Genomic DNA, 19,000 nt, shown 5'->3' on the forward strand with positions numbered 1-19,000 from the left:
ATATGATACAATGTTCTTTGTAAAAATACAAGTGTTTTTTATAAAAAGAACCTTAAAAATTTTTATAACTATAATTTTACACCAAAATAGGTTATAAAAACAGTCGAAATAGTCAAAAAAATGAAATTTTTTGAAAATTCTTGATATTGAATAATTGACATGGGAAAAATACTTGATAAACTTTTAAATATAATTGAAAATAAATATTGAATTTAGGAGAAAATAATTATGAAAATAGCAATTTTAGGATATGGAACTGTAGGTAGTGGAGTTTATGATATTATTACTAACGGTAAAACAGAAGAATTAAATAAAATTGAAGTAAAGAGTGTTTTTGCAAGAAGCCGTGATAAGATGCACTTAGCTACCGATGATATTAATGAAATTATTAATGATGAAGAAATCTCAGTAGTTGTTGAGTGTCTTGGAGGACTTAACCCTGCGTATGATTTTATTAAAAGATCATTAGAGAATGGAAAACACGTTGTTACAGCTAATAAGGCCGTTGCTGCAAAATATTTAGACGAATTTGTTGAATTAGCTGAGAAAAATAATGTGAAGTTTATTTTTGAAGCAAGTGTAGGTGGAGGAATTCCTTGGCTTGTAAACTTAGAAAGAACTAGACGTGTTGATGAAGTAAAACGTGTATATGGTATCTTCAATGGAACAAGTAATTTTATTCTTGATAATATGTATAGAAACAATCAAGAATTTGATTCTACATTAAAAACAGCACAAGATCTAGGTTATGCAGAAGCTGATCCAAGTGCTGATGTTGATGGTGGAGATGTTGTGAATAAGATTATCTTAAGTAATGCACTTGCTTTTGATATTCATGTTCAACCTGGTTTTCCTACATATTCTATGAGAAACATTACTAAAAATGATATCGACTATTTAAAACAATATGATTTAGCTGTTAAATATATTGGAGAAACAAATGTAGAATGTGGTAAGTATGAAACTTCTGTAATGCTGTCTATATTTGGGAAAGAATCTCAAGAGGCTGCTGTTCCATTAAATAACAACATTATTTCTTTAGATGGATCATTTATCGGCGAACTTAAGTTTTATGGACAAGGTGCAGGAAAATTCCCAACAGGGAATGCTATTGTTCAAGATATAGTAGACATTAATGAAGGTTCAACAAGAGTAGATGTTGTAATTAAGAATGATTTATCTTATTCAGAAGAATTAACTAGAAGAAATTATTTGGTTCGTTCATCTGTAGAATTATCAGGGGAATTGGTAGAAAGTGTTGAGCAATATAAAGGTAATTTTTATGTGAAAACAAAAGAGATTTCATTAAAACAACTTATTAGTATGGTAGAAGAAGTAAAGGAAAAAGACAGTAAATTTGTTGTTGCTAAATTCCATAAATAATAAAATGATTATTAAAATTAAAATTTAGATTTTTCAGAAAATTCATTGATTTTTTTGTAAATAGTTATATAATATATATTAGTGATAAATTATACAAATGATATTAATAGAAAAAGGAGTTAAAATGGTTAGAGTATCAAAATTTGGTGGAAGTTCGGTAGCAAGTGCTGAACAGTTTAAAAAAGTTAAGAATATTGTGGAACTTGATGATGCACGTCGTTTTGTTGTAGTAAGTGCTGTAGGGAAAGCAAATAAAGAAGATAATAAGGTAACAGACTTATTATACCTATGTTATGCGCATACTAAGTACAATATTAATTTTGATAATATCTTTAAAATGATTGAAGATAAATTCGTAGCAATCAAAAACGAATTAAACTTAAAATTCGATATTGAAGGAGAACTGACTAAGTTAAAAGCGGAAATTAGTAAAGGAATCGATGAAGAGTACCTAGTAAGTCGTGGTGAATATTTAACAGCATTATTAATGGCTGAATATTTAGGATATCACTTTGTTGATGCTAAAGACTTAATTTTCTATAATTATCAAGGTGAGATTGACTTTGAAAAAACTCAAGCAGCGTTTGATGCGATTGTAAAAGAGTATGATCGTCTTCTTATTCCAGGCTTCTATGGAAGTAGACCGAATGGAGAAATTAAGATTATGACTCGTGGTGGTGGAGACGTTAGTGGAGCGATTGTCGCTAATATTGCAAATGCGAGTGTATATGAGAACTGGACTGACGTATCTGGAATTTTAATGGCAGACCCTCGTATTATTGAAAATCCACATGAAATTAAAGTTATTAGTTATACAGAACTTCGTGAACTTTCATATATGGGTGCAAGTGTTCTTCATGAAGAAGCAATCTTCCCAGTACGTGATAAAGATATTCCAATTCAAATTCGTAATACAAATGATCCAACAGCAGAAGGGACTATTATTTCTGATAATAAACACCTTGATGAAAAGCAAATCGTTACAGGTATTGCAGGGAAAAAAGATTTCTCTATTATTACAATTAAAAAACGTCACATGGCAAATGAAGTTGGTTTAATTGGGAAAACACTTAAGATTTTTGAAGACTTTAATGTTAGCATTGAACACATTCCAAGTGGGATAGACTCGTTCTCTGTAGTTGTTGAAACAGGTAATGTGAGACCGTTTATTCATGAGTTAGTAGCGAAAATTAAAGCAGTTCTTGAAGCTGATGAGATAAATGTAACTCACGAAATTTCACTTATCGCTACAGTTGGTGAAAAAATGAAAAATACAAAGGGATTATCTGGTAGATTATTCAAAGCTTTAGGGGAAGCTGGGGTGAATATTGCACTGATTTCACAAACTAATGATGAAATTAATATTATCGTAGGTGTTCATAATAACGATTATGAAAAAACTATAAATACTATTTACTCAGAATTCAAATAATATTAATAGCTTCTTATCTTATTTTAGATGAGGAGCTATTTCTTACAACAAGATTTTTTTGAGGTGATTTTATGAAAATTTTACAGATTATGTGTCATCCTGATTATAACGGTGAATATAGAGTTTCTAATATTCTAGCTAACATTGGTGAAGAAAAATTAATCGAAGAAGGATTTAAAGATATAGAAAATATAAATCTATATGATCCGAGTGTTCATATTCCAGTCATGGATAAGTTTATGTTTAACTATGAAGGTGCAAAACTAACTGAAAAAGAACAAAATGATAAAATTAAGCAAAAAGAGTTATTGGCACAATGGAAGAGTGCTGAAGCAGTTTTTATTTATATGCCTCTTCATAATTTTAACGTAGTATCAAAATTTAAAGACTATGTAGATAATATAGTTATAGTGAATGAAACATTTAAGTGTGAAGAAGAGTCTTTAATAGGTTTAGATAATTCTAATAAACAAATAACCTTTGTCATAACAAGTGGGGGAGAATTTGATAAACATATTCAATATACTAATCTGGACTTTGCAGTTCAATATGTCAGGGGGATATTTAGCGTACTAGGAATAGATAAAGTAAAAGTTCTAAGAGTAGAAGGGTTAGATTTAGCAGTTAATAATAAAAAAGATATAGTAGAAAAGGCTATACGTGAGTTAGAAGAGTGGATAGAAGAATTTTCGAGAAAGAATAAAAAATAAGCTAAGAAGGAATAAGAGACTGTTTAATATGGTTTCTGATTCCTTCTTATCTTTATTTAATATCAAATTCTAGTTGTTTTTCTTTAGAAGATAGAATTTTGAATTGACCGTTAGTTAGGTTAGCAATCCAATTTTCAAAGTTATCGTAGTCTTCTTGCATTACATAAATTGTATAAATGATTTTGTCAGTGTATTCTAGGTTGTTCACGATGAAGTTAGTTTTTCCAATTTCATATTCTATTTTTCCGTTTAGACTATAATCTAATTCTAATCTAACTTCAAAAGCATCTTTTCTTTCTACCAATATTGCATTTTTTAGCGCGTTAATTACTCCACCACCATATGCACGAACTAAACCACCAGTTCCTAGTTTAGTCCCACCAAAATATCTTATGACTGTGGCACAGACATTTTTTATTTCGTTTTTTACTAGTACGTCTAACATCGGAGCTCCAGCAGTTCCACTTGGTTCACCATCATCGTTAGCACGAGTTATTTCATTATTATCGCCAGCTACATAGCATGAGCAAACATGTGTAGCATCGTAGTGTTTTTTCTTCATTTTTTGAATAAACTCTCGAGCTTCTTCTTCGCTATTGATTCTAATTAGGTGAGTAATAAATGTAGATTTTTTTTCAATGAATTCATCGTATGAATCTTCTTTGATTGTAATAAATTTCTTCGTCATAGTACCTCCTTTGTAATTTATAATTTGCTAAATTTACTATATTAATTATGATGTATTATAAATAAAATGTCAATAATTAGAATATATTTCTCATTATACTACTTGACAAATTATACTATGTAATGTATAGTATTATGTGAAAGGAGATATTTGTATGGAAGCTCAATTAAAAAGAGGTTTATTGGAAATATGTGTTCTTGCTACTTTACGTAATTCTGAATCATATGGGTATAAAATTATAAAAGATGTTTCAAATGTAATTCCTATATCGGAATCAACGTTATATCCAATCTTAAAACGCTTGGAAGCAAACGATTGTGTTACCTCATATTCGGTAGAACATAATAGTAGATTAAGAAAATATTATAAAATTACAGATGTTGGTCTCAATAAAATTCAGGAATTTCTTATTGACTGGAAAGTAATAAGTAATGCACATAAATATATATTAGGAGATGAAAAATATGAATAAGACACAGTTCTGCGCTCTTTTGGGAAATAAATTAAAACCATATTTATCGCCAAAAGAGATATATAAAACACTCAATTTTTTCGAAGAAATGATTGATGATCGTATTGATGAGGGCTTAAGTGAAGAAGAAGCTGTATCGCAATTAGGGGATATTAATATCATCGTTGATCAAATTTTAGATGAACATAATATTGGGAAAAAACAAACAAAACTAGTATGGAGGTTTATACCACGAAAAATCCCTACAGAACTCGGCTTTATTATTACCGTATTATTATTTCCTGCTTGGATAACTATATTTTCTCTAATCGCTAGTCTTTTTATAGTTATTCTATCTATAATATTTAGTATTGTACTTTCTATTATAGCTATTTTCATTGGTGGAATCTTATTAATATTAAAATCTCCATTTTATCTTATTTATGAAAGAAATATTTCGTATTTCTTAGATACTTTAGGATTTGGATTTGTTATTTCAGGGACTGGTTTAATTGGTATTGACTGGTTGATAAAAATATATAAAAAATCACGTCAAAATGGTATAAACATCAGAACAATTTTTGTGAAGATTTTCAAAAAAGAGGTGTATATAAATGAATAAATTTATAAAAATTTCTATTAGTTTTATAATTTTTGGACTAGTATTGATAGGATTAGCAACTTACTTAAATAATGGTCATATACCTAGATTTTCTTCTAATTTCGAGAAAAAGAATTATACTGTCTCAATTGATGATGTTAAAAATTTAGATTTAGATATTATTGATTCTGATGTAACCATAGAAGAGAATACTACTTCTAAAAATATGGAAATAGAATACTATACTGCTCTAGAACGTAAAGTTAATATAGAGCACATAGGAAATAAGTTATCTATAAAAGAAAATAAAAATATTGTGAGTATTAATTTTAATTTCTTTACTGAAAAAAGAAAACTTATTATAAAAATACCTAAATCTTCTAATATCGATATCAATTCAGTTAATAAATTAGGAGATTATTTTATCAAGAATCTAGATATTAAATCTCTTATAATTAATAGTAAACTAGGTGATGTATATATAACTAATATTTCAGCTTCAGATGCTGATATTAAATTAGCAACTGGAAATTTAAATATAGATAACTTAAATAGTAAAAATAATTCTCTAAAAATTAATGTTGCTACAGGAGATGTTAAATTAAATAATATTAATGATTTAAAAGATATTAGTGTTGATAATGAAACAGGAGATACAGAGTTGTCATCATCAACAATAAAAGATATTAATATAACTAATAAACTAGGAAATATTAAGGTAAGTAATCTTCCTAGTGAAAGTTCAGATAATATTAATTTAAAAACAACTACTGGTAATATTACTTTAAGTAATCTTACTGCAAATAATTCTATTACTCTTAAGTCAACAGAAGGTGATATTATAGCTGAATTAAGTGATGAAGAATCAAATTTTACAAATAGCTCAAATAAAAAGAAACAATTATTCACATCTTCAAAAACTGGAACTGTAAATGTAAAATTTTCAAGTAAATAAATAATATCCCATCAAAAATAGTTTTTGATGGGATATTATTTATTCTTGGTTATTATTTACACCGGTATTTTGATGAGTATTTGTTGTACCGACACCAGTTGTAGTATTTTGTTGTTAATTACTATTGTTAGCATTTTTTTCAGTATTGCCATTTTCATCGGGTCTATTTTCATTACTTACTGTAATGTCATCTTTTAATTCTTCGTTAGTCAGTCTATCAGGTAGGTTAGTAAGTAAATCCTCAGGAGACATAACTGCAAGATTTGATATTGGATAATTTTGTACTGGACGTAAATTATCTATTTTATACTGTTTAAGCCCGATTGTTATATGTCCTTGATAGTATATATTTAGTAAATCAGTAGCTTTAGGTAGTGATAAATCAAGGTTATTTCTTAAAGCTGAAGATGCATAAAGTAGTGATAGTGGTTTTGGATAGTAATAATACACACCACCATAATAAACGTCATAACCATCTATTCTGTGCGATACTATTTCCATATCTTCATTTAGAAACATCTTAATAGCTGAAGAAATTTGAGTTGTAGACAAGTTATGTTCGACATTATCTCCAGCGATATTTATAACCTCATTTATTTTAGTTAAGGCGTTTAGACTTTTAGCTTTATCGATTAAAGCGTGGATAGCTTGAAGTTGACGCTGACCACGTTCAATATCACTATCGTAATATCTACTACGAGCAAAAGCAAGTGCTTGTTCACCGTTTAGAGTATGCCATCCTTTTTTCAGTTTAACAGTGTTCATTTCACCGTTAGCATTTTGTTCATCCATATCGAAAGGAACGTATAAATCTATTCCACCGAAAGCATCTACTGTTTGTTCAAATGCTTTAAAGTTGATTAGTACATAAAAGTTTATAGGAGTATGCAATAAGTTTTCTACTGCATTAGTAGTTCCTTTAACATCGTTATAAGCATGTGCGTGAGTGATTTTATCATAGAAATAAGCACTATTGTTATTTTCATCATCTTTTTCTCTCATAAGACTTAGAGAGTCACGTGGGATACTAACCATATCCATACGTTTTTTATCTTTATTAACAGTAGCCAGTATCATTGAATCTGTTCTACTGTCCTCACGAGTTTGTCCTTGAGCTTTACGATCATCATTCATATCGATACCTAGGATTAATACTGAGAATTTTTTGAAGTTAGGATCAACTTCTTTCAAATAATCTACATTCTTATATCCTTTTTGAGCGGAACTAGAAAAGTTGAAGAATGTATAGGCAGTGAAACCTCCTATACCAACTATAACTAGCGCCAAAATCGTCATTAATATTTTTTTGAATCCGCTCTTTTTAGGAGGTTTTCCTCCATTTCCGTATGAGGGAGAACTGATTCTTTTTCGTCTAGACATTTTTTCTTCCATTTAATAATAGACCCCTTTTAATTTACATTTAACTTTATTATTATACTACATATTTTTCTTTGATGCTAGAATAATGAGGTAAAAACTTGTAATTCTTGATTATTATAAATTATATAAATAAATGGAAATCTTTGAAATTTTCAAATATTTATATTAAAATAAAATATAAGTATAGAAAATAGGAGTGCATTATGCCAGAATTACCAGAGGTTGAGAATATAAAATTTGGTCTAGAAGATAGAGTTATAGATAAACAAATTCTTGATATAAAATATTCGAATGTAGTAAAAGAAAGTCATAAATTAAATAAAATGGCTATTGTTAAACAAGAACTTAGCTTTTTTTCAGAACATGTGAAAGGTAAAAAAATAGAAAAATTATCACGTCGAGGTAAGTACCTATTCTTTACATTAAATGAAGGATATATTATTACTCACTTTGGAATGACAGGAGCATTCTTTTTAGTTAAGGATATAGCTGAGATTACAAATAAAAATTATTATAATCATCGACATGTTATATTTGAACTTTCTACTGGAGAAAAATTAGTATATAGTGATATCAGAAGATTTGGAGAACTAAGATATATTGATGATGTAACTAAATTTAAACCTTTTGTAAATCTTGCGCCAGAACCATTTGATAAGTCTGCAAAAAAATATTTTTTAAATAAACTGGATGAAAAAAAATATAAAGATCAATCAATTAAGGCACTACTTCTTGAAGGAAATGTTTTTTGTGGTTGTGGAAATATTTATGATTGTGAGGTATTATATCGCCAAAAAATTCACCCTCTAACTAAAGCAAGTGAACTCTCTAAAAAGAAGAAGGAGAGTTTATTTAAAGAGTTGGTTGATATTTTGGAGCTTGCAATAAAAGAAGGTGGTTCTACTATTTCAGATTATGTTCACGCTGATGGTGGAGAAGGGAATATGCAAAACTTCCACCAAATTTATGGGAAAAAAGTTTGTCCTCTAGGACATGAGGTGGAAAATTTAACAATAAAAGGACGTTCAAGTCACTTTTGTCCTATTTGTCAAAAAAGAAAATAAAAAGGAGAATCAATGGATAGTAGAATAGAATTTTTAAAGAAATATATAAGTATAATTATTGGATCATTAATTTTTGCGGCGGGATTAGAATTTTTCTTAATTCCAAATAATATATTAGATGGCGGGGTAATCGGGGTTTCTATTATTGCTCGTCATTACTTTGGATTGCCACTAGGTTTGTTTATTTTCTTATTCAACATCCCATTCTTATATTTAGGATACAAGCAAATAGGTAAAGGATTTGCAATAGCATCTATTTTTGGTATTGTAATACTTTCTGTAGCAACGTCATATTTTCATAGTATTCGACCACTAGTTACTGATCCATTTTTAGCATGTATTTTCGGTGGAATAATTCTTGGAATTGGTGTAGGATTAGTTATTAGAAATGGTGGTACCTTAGATGGAAGTGAGATGTTTTCTATCTATGCTACAAAGAAATTACCGATTTCTGTAGGTGAAATGGTCCTTGGGATAAATGTTATTATCTTTATCGCATCTGGGTTTGTATTCACGTGGGAAGCGGCACTATATTCTATGATAAGTTATTTCATAGCATCAAAAGTGATGGATATCGTTATTGAGGGGCTTAATGATTCTAAATCGGTTATGGTTATTACGAGCAACTATCAAGTAATAAGTCAAGAAATTCAAGATAGATTAGGTCGTGGTGTGACTCTATTACATGGAGAAGGTGGTTATTCAGGTCATGAAACAAAAATCATTTTTTGTGTAATTACTCGTATTGAAGAATCAAAACTAAAAAAAATAGTCTTTAAGAATGACAAAAATGCGTTTCTATCAATTGGAACAGTTAGTGAGGTAAGTGGAGCTAACTTTAAGAAAAAAGATATACACTAATAAATTTCCTTTGCAGTTTTTTCTGCAGAGGATTTTTTTATGATATAATTAGTATAAAGAGGTGGGGATTATGGAAGAATTATATAATTATTGTATTAAGAGTGAGAAAGTTTATTTGTTAGAAAGAAGAAAAACGGTCAAATTTTGGCATATACTATTAGACTTTGTTGGACTTCTATATTTAGCTGGAGAATATGGAAAAGATAAGACTTATGATTGTTACTTAGTTAAATTTGAAAAATACTGGGAAATATTGGTGTGTAGAAAAGGAAAAGCACTAGAAAGAATTAAGCTAAAAGATAAATTCGAATTAAAAAAGAATTTTCTTTGTGCTGGATATAAGTATAAAGTTCACCATGAAATTACCCATGAACTATACAACTATTTGAAATATTCATGCTAGTATGAGCAAAATTTGTCTAAATATGTTATAATAGACTGATGAATTTTTTAAAGGATAATAAAATGAAAATCAAAGAAATAATAGTAGTAGAAGGAAGAGATGACACCAATAGGGTCAAAGAAGCAATAGATTGTGATACGTTTGAAACTAATGGCTCTGCCCTTACTAAGAAAAAAATAGAACGATTAATCTTTTTAGAAAAAACAAGAGGATTAATAGTTTTAACAGATCCTGATTATGCGGGAAAAAGAATTAGAAGTATAATAGAAAAAAATATCCCGACGGCAAAACATGCTTATATTTCAAATAAAAAAGCTGTAGATAGCAAAGGGAAGATTGGAATAGAAGCTGCGAGTAAAGAAGATATTATTGCCGCTATAAAAAATCATTATACACCGATGGATGAGGTGAAAAATGATATAAGTAATGAAATATTGATAGAATTAGGTTTAGTTGGAGGAGCTACTTCAAAAGTTCTAAGAGAAGAACTTTGTGAAAGATTAAATATAGGTTATACTAATGCTAAACAACTTCTAAATAAATTAAATATGTATAATATTTCTAAAGAACGATTATTAGATGAGATGACAAAAATAAGTAAAGGAATAAAATAATGATAGGAACACCTAAGAAAACTTTTGAAATACTGAAAAAACACGGTTTTACATTTAAGAAGAGTCTAGGACAGAACTTTTTAATAGATGCTAATATCTTAAATAGAATTGTTGATGGCGCTGGAGTAAATGGGAATGTAGGAGTAATAGAAATTGGACCTGGGATTGGTTCTCTTACAGAGGCATTAGCTAAAAAAGCTAAAAAAGTAATTTCATTTGAAATTGATGGTAGACTTTTACCGATTTTATCAGAGACACTTGCGGATTATCCTAATGTTGAGATTATTAATAATGACATTTTAAAAGTTGATGTTGATAAAATAATCGCTGAGAAGATGTCAGATTGCGAAAAAATTATGGTAGTAGCAAACTTACCTTACTATATTACAACTCCAATTTTAACTCATTTAATCGAGAATACTGAGAAAATTGATGGTTATGTAGTTATGATGCAAAAAGAAGTTGCTAATAGACTAAATGCTAAAGTAGGAACAAAAGATTATAATTCATTAACAATTTTATTAAATTATTATACTGATGTCGAATATCTATTTACTGTACCGAAAAAAGTATTTGTACCAGCACCAAATGTTGAGAGTGCAGTTGTAAAAATCATGACGAAAGAAACTCGCGAATTTGAAACTGATGCTAAATTTTTTAAATTCGTACGTTCGTGTTTTGTACAACGTAGAAAGACTTTACTAAATAACTTAATTTCAAGTTACGGTAAGGATAAAAAGCAAGACTTACAAAATGCGTGTATAGATAGTGATATAGAGCCAGCTAGACGTAGTGAAACTCTAAGTTTAGCAGAATTTTATAATCTATATAATAATTTAACAAATAATAGTTTAATCTAAAGGGTAAAACATGGAAGAATTAAGAACTATAATAACGGAATTTAGAGGAAAAAGAGGATGGGAAAAGTATGATACTTTAGAAAGATTTTCTAAAAGTATTTCAATAGAAGCGGCAGAGCTACTTGAACATTTTCAATGGGATGAAGAAGGAGATAATATTCAAGAGATAAAAGATGAATTGGCAGACGTGCTTATCTATGCTCTTGCAATGTGTTATCACCTAAATGAAGATCCTAAGAAGATAATTAAAGAAAAACTAGTAGATGTCGCAAGACGATATCCAGAAAAATAAAACAAAAAGAGGTGTGATGTAGTGTCATTCCTCTTTTATGCAATATGGAAATTTATCTACACAAAAAAAGTAGCTCTTTATGAGGGCTACTTTTTTTAATGATTTTATTTATATTACTATCGACTAGTTTTAGTTTTTAAGACACGTACTTCTTTACCTTTATAGAACATTGCATAAAGAACAGTTACTCCAATTGTGATTACTGCGCAAAGGATATAAATTCCTCTGTATGATAGAATTCCGTGAACAGTACCTAGAGCATAAGGTCCAAATCCTAGACCAAGGTCTAATCCGATAAAGTAAGTAGAAAGTGCAATACCTACTTTAGTAGAATCAACAAGTTTTAAACAAACAGCTTGTCCGTTTGACATGAATGTCCCATATCCAAGACCAATTAAGGCACCAGAGAATAGTAACATGAAGCTACCATTTGTGAAACTTAACATTAATAAACCTAAAGTTAAGAATACGAAACTTGGATACATAACAGCATTTTCACCACGAGCATCGAAGATACGACCTGCGAATGGACGAGTAGCTGTAATAATAAGTGCATATACTACAAAGAAGAAAGCTCCCGCAGTAGATAAGTTTAAGCTATCAGCATAAATTGATAAGAATCCTAGTACACTTGAATATGCTAAACCGATTAAGAATGCAACTATTGAGATGAATAATACTTTATACTCGATAAATGTATTTAGAGACCAACTGTTTAATAATTCTTTTTGTTTTTCATTTAATTCGATATTTTTAACAGGGAATAAGAAGCAAGCTACAGTTACAGCAATAGATAGAACAATTGCTAGAATTATAACCGCATTAAATCCTGTGATAGGTAATAATAACATACCGATGAATGGTCCAATAGCAGCTGCTAAACTTGTACTTAAACCGTAGTAATTAATTCCTTCACCATTACGTGTTTTAGGAATATAAGCAGTAACAATTGCGTTAGCTGCAGTAGAAATAGTTCCATAAGCAAATCCGTTTAAGAAACGAACTGTATCTAAAATAATGATATTTGATGAAATTAAATATGCAGCTGTTGTAATTAAATAAACTAAAGCACCAAAACGTAAGATTTCTTTACGACCAATGATTTCTAATTTTTTACCGATATAAAGACGTGCGACAAGTGTACCAATAATATAGATACCTGCGGCAAAACCTGCTTGTGCAGCAGTAGCACCTAACTGTGAGGTTGCATATTTTGCTGTAATTACTACAAAACAATAATAAATTAAAAATACAATAAAGTTAATTGTAGTAATTGTAATAAATCCTTTGTTAAATAATTTTTCTTTTTCTATAGCTGTATTGCTATCCATAAAAATTCTCCTAACTTTTTTTAAATAACATATATCTATCATACTCCTATGAAAATAGATTTTCAAGTGAAAATTTTCATAAAAATGATATATTTTCAATTTTATTTTCATATAAAATAAAATTTGTTAGTGATAATATTACGCCTATATATAACAGTATTATCAACGATTAAGGAGGTGTATCAATTTTAAAATATTAATTTTTCAGCTATGAAAACGACTTATTTTCATAGCTTTCAAAAATCTTTCTTTGAAATATAGAACTACAATCTTTGTAGAAATATGTGATAAAGTTGTATTAATATATTTATAATATTTTATTGAAAATTATTTCCAATAAACTTTTTGTAAGGCTGTTATATGTTCTACTATGTGACTTTTAGTCGTAATTGTCAGAATTTTTTATATTTTTTTTGAAAAAACATATTGACAATAAAAAAAAGAGTTGCTATAATGTAACCAAGAATTAAATGTAAAGGAGAAAAAAGATTTATGAAACTGTATCAAGTTGACACGCTACAATTAAATATTCGTTGGCAAAGCCACTAGATACTGAGTCGATCTTGTTTCTTTTTAACATAGATACGACTCTCAGGTGAGAAGTAAGTATCTATGTGGATTATTTGTGATGAAAAAATCGAGGCCACATAGAAATATCTAGGTGGTTTTTTATATTTATTATTAAAAATTATACGTAAGGACCACTAGATATACGCTAGTGGTCTTTTTATATAGATACGCTTCTAAAATTTGATTACAAAAAATATTATTATAGACAAAAGTAAAAGGAGATTATTAAAATGAAAGTAAATAAAATTTTTGTAGCATTCGCGGTATTATTAGTTTGTGTATTAGGTTATGGGTTCTTCTCTAGTAAAAAAGGTGAAGAAACTAAAAAAGTTGATAATAAAGAAGTAAAAGTAGGGGTACTTCAATTACTTAGTCACCCAGCTCTTGACCAAATTTATAAAGGTTTAGAAGATGGACTTAAAAAAGAAGGATATGAAGTTGGTAAGAACTTAAAAATTGATCTTCAAAATGCTCAAGGTGACCAAAGTAACTTAGCAAGTATGGGTCAAAAATTAGTTACAGATAATAACGATATTTTAGTAGGTATTACAACACCAGCTACTTTATCACTATCAAATGCAACTAAAGACAAACCAATCATCATGGGTGGTATTACATATCCGGTTGAAGCAGGACTAATTAAAGCCGAAAATAAACCAGGAAATAACATTACTGGTGTTAGTGATAGAACTCCAATTAAACAACAACTTGAAATCATGAAAAAAGTTTTACCTAACATGAAAAAAGTTGGTATTCTTTATACAGCTAGTGAAGATAACTCTGTAAAACAAGCTCAAGAAGCTGAAAAATTAGCTAAAGAATTAGGATTAGAAGTTAAGGTATCAACAGTAGCAAACACAAATGATATTCAACAAGTAACAGAAAGCCTTGCTTCACAAACAGATGCAATCTTTGTTCCAATCGATAACACAATTGCTAGTGCAATGGCAACAGTAGTAAAAGTAACAGACGCTAAGAAAATCCCTGTATTCCCATCTGCAGATACAATGGTAGCTGATGGAGGACTTTTAGGATTAGGTGTTGACCAATATCAAATCGGTGTTGAGACTGCAAAAGTTGTTGCTAAAGTATTAAAAGGCGCAGATACTAAAGATATGCCAATCGTACTTGCTAATGAAGGTGTAATTTACCTAAATGAAGCAAAAGCAAAACAATTAGGAATTGAAATTCCAAAAGAAATTAAAGATAAAGCAAAAGTAGTGGATAAAAAATAATAATATTGATATTATATTATTAGGAAGCTATTAAGATAATAAATAATTAAAAAGGAGCGGCTCATCAAATCAATTGAAAAAATTATTGTTTATGAGTCGCTCTAAATTATATAAAACCAAATTAGAAGAAATATAAATAAAAGAGGTGCGGAATGGATTTATTTATTTCAGCGATTTCACAGGGAATGCTGTGGGGAATATTATCGCTTGGATTGTTTATAAGTTTTAGAGTATTAAATATTGCGGATATGACTACAGAAGGTGCGTATCCTTTAGGAGCTGCTGTCTGTGTTATTTGTATACATAATGGGATCAACCCTATTATAGCTACATTGATTTCGATAGTGGCGGGTATGTTAGCAGGTCTTGTTACGGGATTCTTAATTACCGTTTGTAAAATTCCAAGTTTACTTGCAGGAATCTTAACAATGACTGCATTATTATCGGTGAACCTTAGAATTATGGGGAGACCAAATTTAAGTTTAATCAATAAAGATACAATTTTTAGTAAAATTCAAGGATTAAACTTACCAACTCATTATGATACTGTATTTGTTGGAATTATTCTTTCTGGATTAATTATTATTGCTATGTCTTTATTCTTTTCAACGGAATTAGGTCAGAGTTTAATTGCAACAGGAGATAATGAGAAAATGGCGACAGCATTAGGTATTTCTACAAAAACAATGACGATTTTAGGATTAATGCTTGCTAATGGAATTATTTCTTTAGCTGGTGCGATTTTAGCCCAAAACAATGGTTATTCAGATGTAAATAGTGGTATTGGAGTTATAGTAGTAGCTTTAGCAGCAATTATTATTGGGGAAGTAATCTTCAAAGATGTGGCTTTTACGTCAAGATTAGTTTGTGTAATTTGTGGTGCGATAATTTATAGATTACTGCTAGTTGGAGTGTTAAAATTAAATATTATTGGAGCTAATGACTTTAAATTAGTTTCAGCTTTAGTAATTGCAATTTTCTTAACTCTACCTCAATTAAAATTAAAAGCTAAGAGAAAGGATGCGTAGAAAATGTCATTTATAAAAATTAATAAAATAGATAAAACATTCTTTCCTGGAACTATTAGAGAGCAACATGCTTTAAAAAATGTTAGTCTTGAAATAAAAGATGGTGATTTTATTACTATTCTTGGTGGAAATGGAGCAGGGAAGTCAACTTTTCTTAATGCCTTAGCGGGTTCATTCTCACTAGATGGTGGAGAAATTTTAATCGAAGGAAAAGATGTAAGTAATATAGTAGAACATAAGAGAGCTGGATTTATTAGTAGAGTTTTCCAAAATCCACTTGATGGAACAGCTCCTCGTATGACTGTTGCACAGAATATGTCTTTAGCACTACGACGTGGTAAAGTTAGAGGTTTTAAACCAGGAACTACTAAAGAAGATAGAAAACTTTTTAAAGAGTTACTAGCAACTTTAGACTTAGGGCTTGAAGATAGATTAGATAGTGAGATGGGATTATTGTCTGGGGGGCAGCGTCAAGCTATTGCGCTTTTAATGGCGACTATGACAACACCTAAACTTTTGCTTCTTGATGAACACACGGCAGCGTTAGATCCTAAAACACAGAAAAAAATAATGGAGCTTACTCGAGAAAAAATTGAAGAGAAAAACTTAACAGCTTTAATGATTACTCATAATATCCAAGATGCGGTGAAATACGGAAACAGAATAATTGTGTTGCACCGTGGAGAGTTAGTTCGAGATATTAGTAAAGAAGAAAAAGAAAAACTAGATGCAAAAGCATTATACGAGTTACTTTATAATTTAGAAGAAAGTGAATAAAAGTAACGAAAGCGACTTAGATATGTGATTTTATAAATTGCTATTTTAGGTCGTTTTTTCATTTTAAATTCATTTATATAATATATACTGACTTTGTTAATAAATGTAAATCTAAAATTCTATAGAATTTGATAACTATTGTTTTACATTTATCTGTGAATTAAGTAAAATATAGTAGAAATTTAGTATAAGGAGATTGTTATGAAAATACTTGTTGTTGAAGATGAACGCGATTTGAATAGAATAATTACTAAACATTTAAAGAAAAATAATTATAGTGTGGACAGTTGTTTTGATGGTGGGGAAGCATTGGATTTTGTGAGTTATAGTGAGTATGATTTGATTATTACAGATATAATGATGCCAAATGTTGATGGCTATGAGTTTATAGCGAGACTTCGTGAGAGTAAAAACAATACACCTGTTATAATGTTAACAGCAAAAGATACGTTGGAAGATAAGATAGTTGGACTTGATAGTGGGGCTGATGATTATATCGTTAAACCTTTTGAGTTTGATGAGTTATTAGCTAGAATAAGAGTTTTAATGAGGAGAAACTATGGTTTAGCAACTAATGTTATTCGAGTTGACGATGTTGTTTTGGATATTTCGAAAAAACAAGTGTTGAGAAATGGTCAAAATATTGGCTTAACTGGTAAGGAGTATGAAGTATTAGAATATCTTATGAAAAATAAAGAAAGCATATTAAGTCGTGATCAAATTCTTAACCACGTTTGGGATTATGATTATGACGGGGCTTCTAATATAGTAGATGTTATAATAAAAAATATTAGAAAAAAATTAGATAACGGTACAGATAAGACTATTATTTACACTAAAAGGGGGTTAGGATACTTTGTTAAATAGAATCAAGAAATTATCGATATTTCCATTTAGAAAAGTATCATTAACTTTTAAAATCACTTTATGGTACACAACATTTATAGTTTTATTGATTGGATCGCTGATAGTCGGGACATTTTTAGTTAGTGATAGTGTTGTTGGAAAGAATAGTGAAAAGAAATTGATAGAAGAGGTATCTGAAATCTCAAGTGGATCTAATAAGTTTACCCCGTATGAAGATGGAGTGACCTTATCTGTTTATGATAAAGATGGTAATCTTGTTGCTGGTTCTGTACCTAGAAATTTCAAAGTTAATGATTTTAGTTTAGGAGTAATTTCTGAATATAAAGATGTTAATAATAATAAATATTTTTACTATGATTCGGAAACAAGTTCAGCCCGTTTAGGAAATGGAAAATATGTAAGAGGAGTCGTACAAATTACTAATAATATTAATGGTTGGATATTACCGTTAATTATAAGTATAGGAAGTCCCTTTGTTATATTAGTAATAATGTATGGTGGATATTTAATTATTAGGAGTTCATTAAAACCGGTTAGAGATATGACTGAAACTGCGGATGTTATTGCAAAGAGTAATGACCTTAGTAAAAGAATTTCTATTGAAGATGGTGCGGATGAAGTGCATAAATTAGGAAAAGTATTTAATGAAATGTTAGAAACATTAGAAAATTCGTCAAAAAGAGAACGTCAATTTAGTTCGGATGTTTCTCATGAACTTCGAACACCGATTTCTGTAATTATGGCAGAAAGTGAATATGGAGCAAAATATACAGATTCTGTTGAAGATGCTAAAGAATCGTTTGATGTTATTGAAAGACAGAGTAAGAGAATGACTTCAATGATAAATCAAATACTAGAATTAGCTAGATTAGATAGTCGTTTAGAGATTCCAAAAGAAGAACTTTTATTATCTGATAAAATTAAATCTACATTAGAGGATTATAAAATATTATTTGATAATAAGAATATAAAGTTATTTATAAATATAGAAGACAATATCAAAGTATATGCTAATGAAGCGTTAATTATGAGAATGATAGATAACTTATTATCTAATGCCTTGAAGTATGCTCAAACAGAAGTAAAGGTTTGTTTAGCAAAAAGAAATAGAATAATACTTGAAGTTGCAGACGACGGAATAGGAATAAATGATAATGAGAAAAAACATATTTGGGATAGATTTTATAAAGTAGATAAATCTAGAACTACGACAGAGGATAATTCTTCGGGGTTAGGGTTATCTATTACGAAAAAAATAGTGGAATTACATGATGGTAAAATAGCTGTTTTAGATAATAAGCCAAAAGGAACAAGATTTATAGTTAATCTTTAAAAAATGAGGAAGAGTGACTCGAAAATCGTAATTTTGTAAAAAACGATTTTGTTGAGTCACTCCTTTTTTATATTTTAGAAAATTATAAATTAATATGAATCTTCATTTAAGATTCATAAAACATAGATATAATAAAAATATCTTAAGAGAAGAATAAAAGTGAAA

At 29.2% G+C, this 19,000-nt stretch carries 20 protein-coding genes; 17 read left to right on the plus strand and 3 right to left on the minus strand.

Going from position 1 to position 19,000, the window contains the following annotated elements; genetic code table 11:
• Positions 1–228: 228 nt before the first annotated feature.
• The 3 genes from ACO6OL_RS02260 (at position 229) to ACO6OL_RS02270 (ending at position 3,525) form a co-directional block, all read left to right on the plus strand.
• On the plus strand, positions 229–1,383 hold the full coding sequence (locus tag ACO6OL_RS02260) for a homoserine dehydrogenase (RefSeq protein WP_485501975.1): 1,155 nt from the start codon (positions 229–231) through the stop codon (positions 1,381–1,383).
• Positions 1,384–1,507: 124 nt separating this feature from the next.
• On the plus strand, positions 1,508–2,815 hold the full coding sequence (locus tag ACO6OL_RS02265; protein ID WP_314160417.1) for an aspartate kinase: 1,308 nt from the start codon (positions 1,508–1,510) through the stop codon (positions 2,813–2,815).
• Between the two features lie 71 nt (positions 2,816–2,886).
• Positions 2,887–3,525, plus strand: a complete 639-nt coding sequence (locus tag ACO6OL_RS02270; RefSeq protein ID WP_485501976.1) for an NAD(P)H-dependent oxidoreductase — start codon at positions 2,887–2,889, stop codon at positions 3,523–3,525.
• A gap of 52 nt (positions 3,526–3,577) precedes the next feature.
• Here ACO6OL_RS02270 and ACO6OL_RS02275 read toward each other — a convergent pair whose 3' ends face one another.
• Positions 3,578–4,213 carry a YigZ family protein gene (locus ACO6OL_RS02275; protein WP_485501977.1) on the minus strand — a complete coding sequence of 212 codons (636 nt, stop codon included), beginning with the start codon at positions 4,211–4,213 and terminating at the stop codon, positions 3,578–3,580.
• 154 nt (positions 4,214–4,367) lie between these two features.
• On the opposite strand from ACO6OL_RS02275, the gene ACO6OL_RS02280 reads away from it, so the two are divergent.
• The 3 genes from ACO6OL_RS02280 to ACO6OL_RS02290 are packed head-to-tail and all read left to right on the plus strand — an operon-like array spanning position 4,368 to position 6,220.
• A complete protein-coding gene (locus ACO6OL_RS02280) occupies positions 4,368–4,685 on the plus strand; it encodes a PadR family transcriptional regulator (protein ID WP_060913527.1) in 318 nt (105 codons plus the stop codon).
• Positions 4,678–5,286 (plus strand): DUF1700 domain-containing protein, encoded by a 609-nt coding sequence (locus ACO6OL_RS02285; RefSeq protein WP_485501978.1) that lies wholly within the window; start codon positions 4,678–4,680, stop codon positions 5,284–5,286. The genes ACO6OL_RS02280 and ACO6OL_RS02285 overlap by 8 nt, the downstream gene beginning before the upstream one ends.
• A complete protein-coding gene (locus ACO6OL_RS02290; protein WP_485501979.1) occupies positions 5,279–6,220 on the plus strand; it encodes a DUF4097 family beta strand repeat-containing protein in 942 nt (313 codons plus the stop codon). Before ACO6OL_RS02285 ends, ACO6OL_RS02290 begins: the two co-directional genes overlap by 8 nt.
• 114 nt (positions 6,221–6,334) lie before the next feature.
• Here the strand turns inward: ACO6OL_RS02290 and ACO6OL_RS02295 are convergent, their stop codons facing one another.
• A complete protein-coding gene (locus tag ACO6OL_RS02295) occupies positions 6,335–7,612 on the minus strand; it encodes an LCP family protein (protein WP_314160642.1) in 1,278 nt (425 codons plus the stop codon).
• A gap of 191 nt (positions 7,613–7,803) precedes the next feature.
• Here ACO6OL_RS02295 and mutM point away from each other — a divergent pair, with 191 nt between their 5' ends.
• The 6 genes from mutM (at position 7,804) to ACO6OL_RS02325 (ending at position 11,694) form a co-directional block, all read left to right on the plus strand.
• The gene (gene mutM, locus ACO6OL_RS02300; protein WP_485501980.1) at positions 7,804–8,664 is read left to right on the plus strand and encodes a bifunctional DNA-formamidopyrimidine glycosylase/DNA-(apurinic or apyrimidinic site) lyase; all 861 of its coding nucleotides are present in this window, start codon (positions 7,804–7,806) and stop codon (positions 8,662–8,664) included.
• A 12-nt stretch (positions 8,665–8,676) separates the two neighbouring features.
• Complete coding sequence (locus ACO6OL_RS02305) at positions 8,677–9,525, plus strand: YitT family protein (RefSeq protein WP_485501981.1); 849 nt, start codon at positions 8,677–8,679, stop codon at positions 9,523–9,525.
• 70 nt (positions 9,526–9,595) lie between these two features.
• Positions 9,596–9,928 carry a hypothetical protein gene (locus tag ACO6OL_RS02310; protein WP_485501982.1) on the plus strand — a complete coding sequence of 111 codons (333 nt, stop codon included), beginning with the start codon at positions 9,596–9,598 and terminating at the stop codon, positions 9,926–9,928.
• A gap of 62 nt (positions 9,929–9,990) precedes the next feature.
• Positions 9,991–10,542 carry a ribonuclease M5 gene (gene rnmV / locus ACO6OL_RS02315; RefSeq protein WP_485501983.1) on the plus strand — a complete coding sequence of 184 codons (552 nt, stop codon included), beginning with the start codon at positions 9,991–9,993 and terminating at the stop codon, positions 10,540–10,542.
• A complete protein-coding gene (rsmA, locus tag ACO6OL_RS02320; protein WP_314160637.1) occupies positions 10,542–11,402 on the plus strand; it encodes a 16S rRNA (adenine(1518)-N(6)/adenine(1519)-N(6))-dimethyltransferase RsmA in 861 nt (286 codons plus the stop codon). Before rnmV ends, rsmA begins: the two co-directional genes overlap by 1 nt.
• Before the next feature lie 10 nt (positions 11,403–11,412).
• The gene (locus ACO6OL_RS02325) at positions 11,413–11,694 is read left to right on the plus strand and encodes a nucleotide pyrophosphohydrolase (RefSeq protein ID WP_314160636.1); all 282 of its coding nucleotides are present in this window, start codon (positions 11,413–11,415) and stop codon (positions 11,692–11,694) included.
• Between the two features lie 116 nt (positions 11,695–11,810).
• On the opposite strand, the gene ACO6OL_RS02330 is transcribed toward ACO6OL_RS02325, so the two are convergent.
• Positions 11,811–13,025 (minus strand): MFS transporter, encoded by a 1,215-nt coding sequence (locus ACO6OL_RS02330; RefSeq protein ID WP_485501984.1) that lies wholly within the window; start codon positions 13,023–13,025, stop codon positions 11,811–11,813.
• 800 nt (positions 13,026–13,825) lie between these two features.
• Here ACO6OL_RS02330 and trpX point away from each other — a divergent pair.
• The 5 genes from trpX to ACO6OL_RS02355 all read left to right on the plus strand — a co-directional run bounded on the left by trpX (position 13,826) and on the right by ACO6OL_RS02355 (position 18,835).
• Positions 13,826–14,830 (plus strand): tryptophan ABC transporter substrate-binding protein, encoded by a 1,005-nt coding sequence (trpX, locus tag ACO6OL_RS02335; RefSeq protein WP_314160634.1) that lies wholly within the window; start codon positions 13,826–13,828, stop codon positions 14,828–14,830.
• A 152-nt stretch (positions 14,831–14,982) separates the two neighbouring features.
• Positions 14,983–15,858 carry an ABC transporter permease gene (locus ACO6OL_RS02340; RefSeq protein WP_314160633.1) on the plus strand — a complete coding sequence of 292 codons (876 nt, stop codon included), beginning with the start codon at positions 14,983–14,985 and terminating at the stop codon, positions 15,856–15,858.
• Between the two features lie 3 nt (positions 15,859–15,861).
• On the plus strand, positions 15,862–16,635 hold the full coding sequence (locus tag ACO6OL_RS02345; protein WP_371451377.1) for an ABC transporter ATP-binding protein: 774 nt from the start codon (positions 15,862–15,864) through the stop codon (positions 16,633–16,635).
• Positions 16,636–16,836: 201 nt separating this feature from the next.
• Entirely contained in the window at positions 16,837–17,502 is a 666-nt protein-coding gene (locus ACO6OL_RS02350; RefSeq protein ID WP_485491126.1) for a response regulator transcription factor, read from the plus strand.
• Positions 17,492–18,835 (plus strand): sensor histidine kinase, encoded by a 1,344-nt coding sequence (locus tag ACO6OL_RS02355; RefSeq protein WP_485491125.1) that lies wholly within the window; start codon positions 17,492–17,494, stop codon positions 18,833–18,835. The genes ACO6OL_RS02350 and ACO6OL_RS02355 overlap by 11 nt, the downstream gene beginning before the upstream one ends.
• Positions 18,836–19,000: the final 165 nt, after the last annotated feature.

It is taken from the genome of Gemella sp. (assembly GCF_057272915.1).

Bases quoted from the DNA above. Each gene is read 5' to 3' on its own strand.
- ACO6OL_RS02260 (WP_485501975.1), top strand. From the start codon at position 229: ATGAAAATAGCAATTTTAGGATATGGAACTGTAGGTAGTGGAGTTTAT.
- ACO6OL_RS02265 (WP_314160417.1), top strand. From the start codon at position 1,508: ATGGTTAGAGTATCAAAATTTGGTGGAAGTTCGGTAGCAAGTGCTGAA.
- ACO6OL_RS02270 (WP_485501976.1), top strand. From the start codon at position 2,887: ATGAAAATTTTACAGATTATGTGTCATCCTGATTATAACGGTGAATAT.
- ACO6OL_RS02275 (WP_485501977.1), bottom strand. From the start codon at position 4,213: ATGACGAAGAAATTTATTACAATCAAAGAAGATTCATACGATGAATTC.
- ACO6OL_RS02280 (WP_060913527.1), top strand. From the start codon at position 4,368: ATGGAAGCTCAATTAAAAAGAGGTTTATTGGAAATATGTGTTCTTGCT.
- ACO6OL_RS02285 (WP_485501978.1), top strand. From the start codon at position 4,678: ATGAATAAGACACAGTTCTGCGCTCTTTTGGGAAATAAATTAAAACCA.
- ACO6OL_RS02290 (WP_485501979.1), top strand. From the start codon at position 5,279: ATGAATAAATTTATAAAAATTTCTATTAGTTTTATAATTTTTGGACTA.
- ACO6OL_RS02295 (WP_314160642.1), bottom strand. From the start codon at position 7,612: ATGGAAGAAAAAATGTCTAGACGAAAAAGAATCAGTTCTCCCTCATAC.
- mutM (WP_485501980.1), top strand. From the start codon at position 7,804: ATGCCAGAATTACCAGAGGTTGAGAATATAAAATTTGGTCTAGAAGAT.
- ACO6OL_RS02305 (WP_485501981.1), top strand. From the start codon at position 8,677: ATGGATAGTAGAATAGAATTTTTAAAGAAATATATAAGTATAATTATT.
- ACO6OL_RS02310 (WP_485501982.1), top strand. From the start codon at position 9,596: ATGGAAGAATTATATAATTATTGTATTAAGAGTGAGAAAGTTTATTTG.
- rnmV (WP_485501983.1), top strand. From the start codon at position 9,991: ATGAAAATCAAAGAAATAATAGTAGTAGAAGGAAGAGATGACACCAAT.
- rsmA (WP_314160637.1), top strand. From the start codon at position 10,542: ATGATAGGAACACCTAAGAAAACTTTTGAAATACTGAAAAAACACGGT.
- ACO6OL_RS02325 (WP_314160636.1), top strand. From the start codon at position 11,413: ATGGAAGAATTAAGAACTATAATAACGGAATTTAGAGGAAAAAGAGGA.
- ACO6OL_RS02330 (WP_485501984.1), bottom strand. From the start codon at position 13,025: ATGGATAGCAATACAGCTATAGAAAAAGAAAAATTATTTAACAAAGGA.
- trpX (WP_314160634.1), top strand. From the start codon at position 13,826: ATGAAAGTAAATAAAATTTTTGTAGCATTCGCGGTATTATTAGTTTGT.
- ACO6OL_RS02340 (WP_314160633.1), top strand. From the start codon at position 14,983: ATGGATTTATTTATTTCAGCGATTTCACAGGGAATGCTGTGGGGAATA.
- ACO6OL_RS02345 (WP_371451377.1), top strand. From the start codon at position 15,862: ATGTCATTTATAAAAATTAATAAAATAGATAAAACATTCTTTCCTGGA.
- ACO6OL_RS02350 (WP_485491126.1), top strand. From the start codon at position 16,837: ATGAAAATACTTGTTGTTGAAGATGAACGCGATTTGAATAGAATAATT.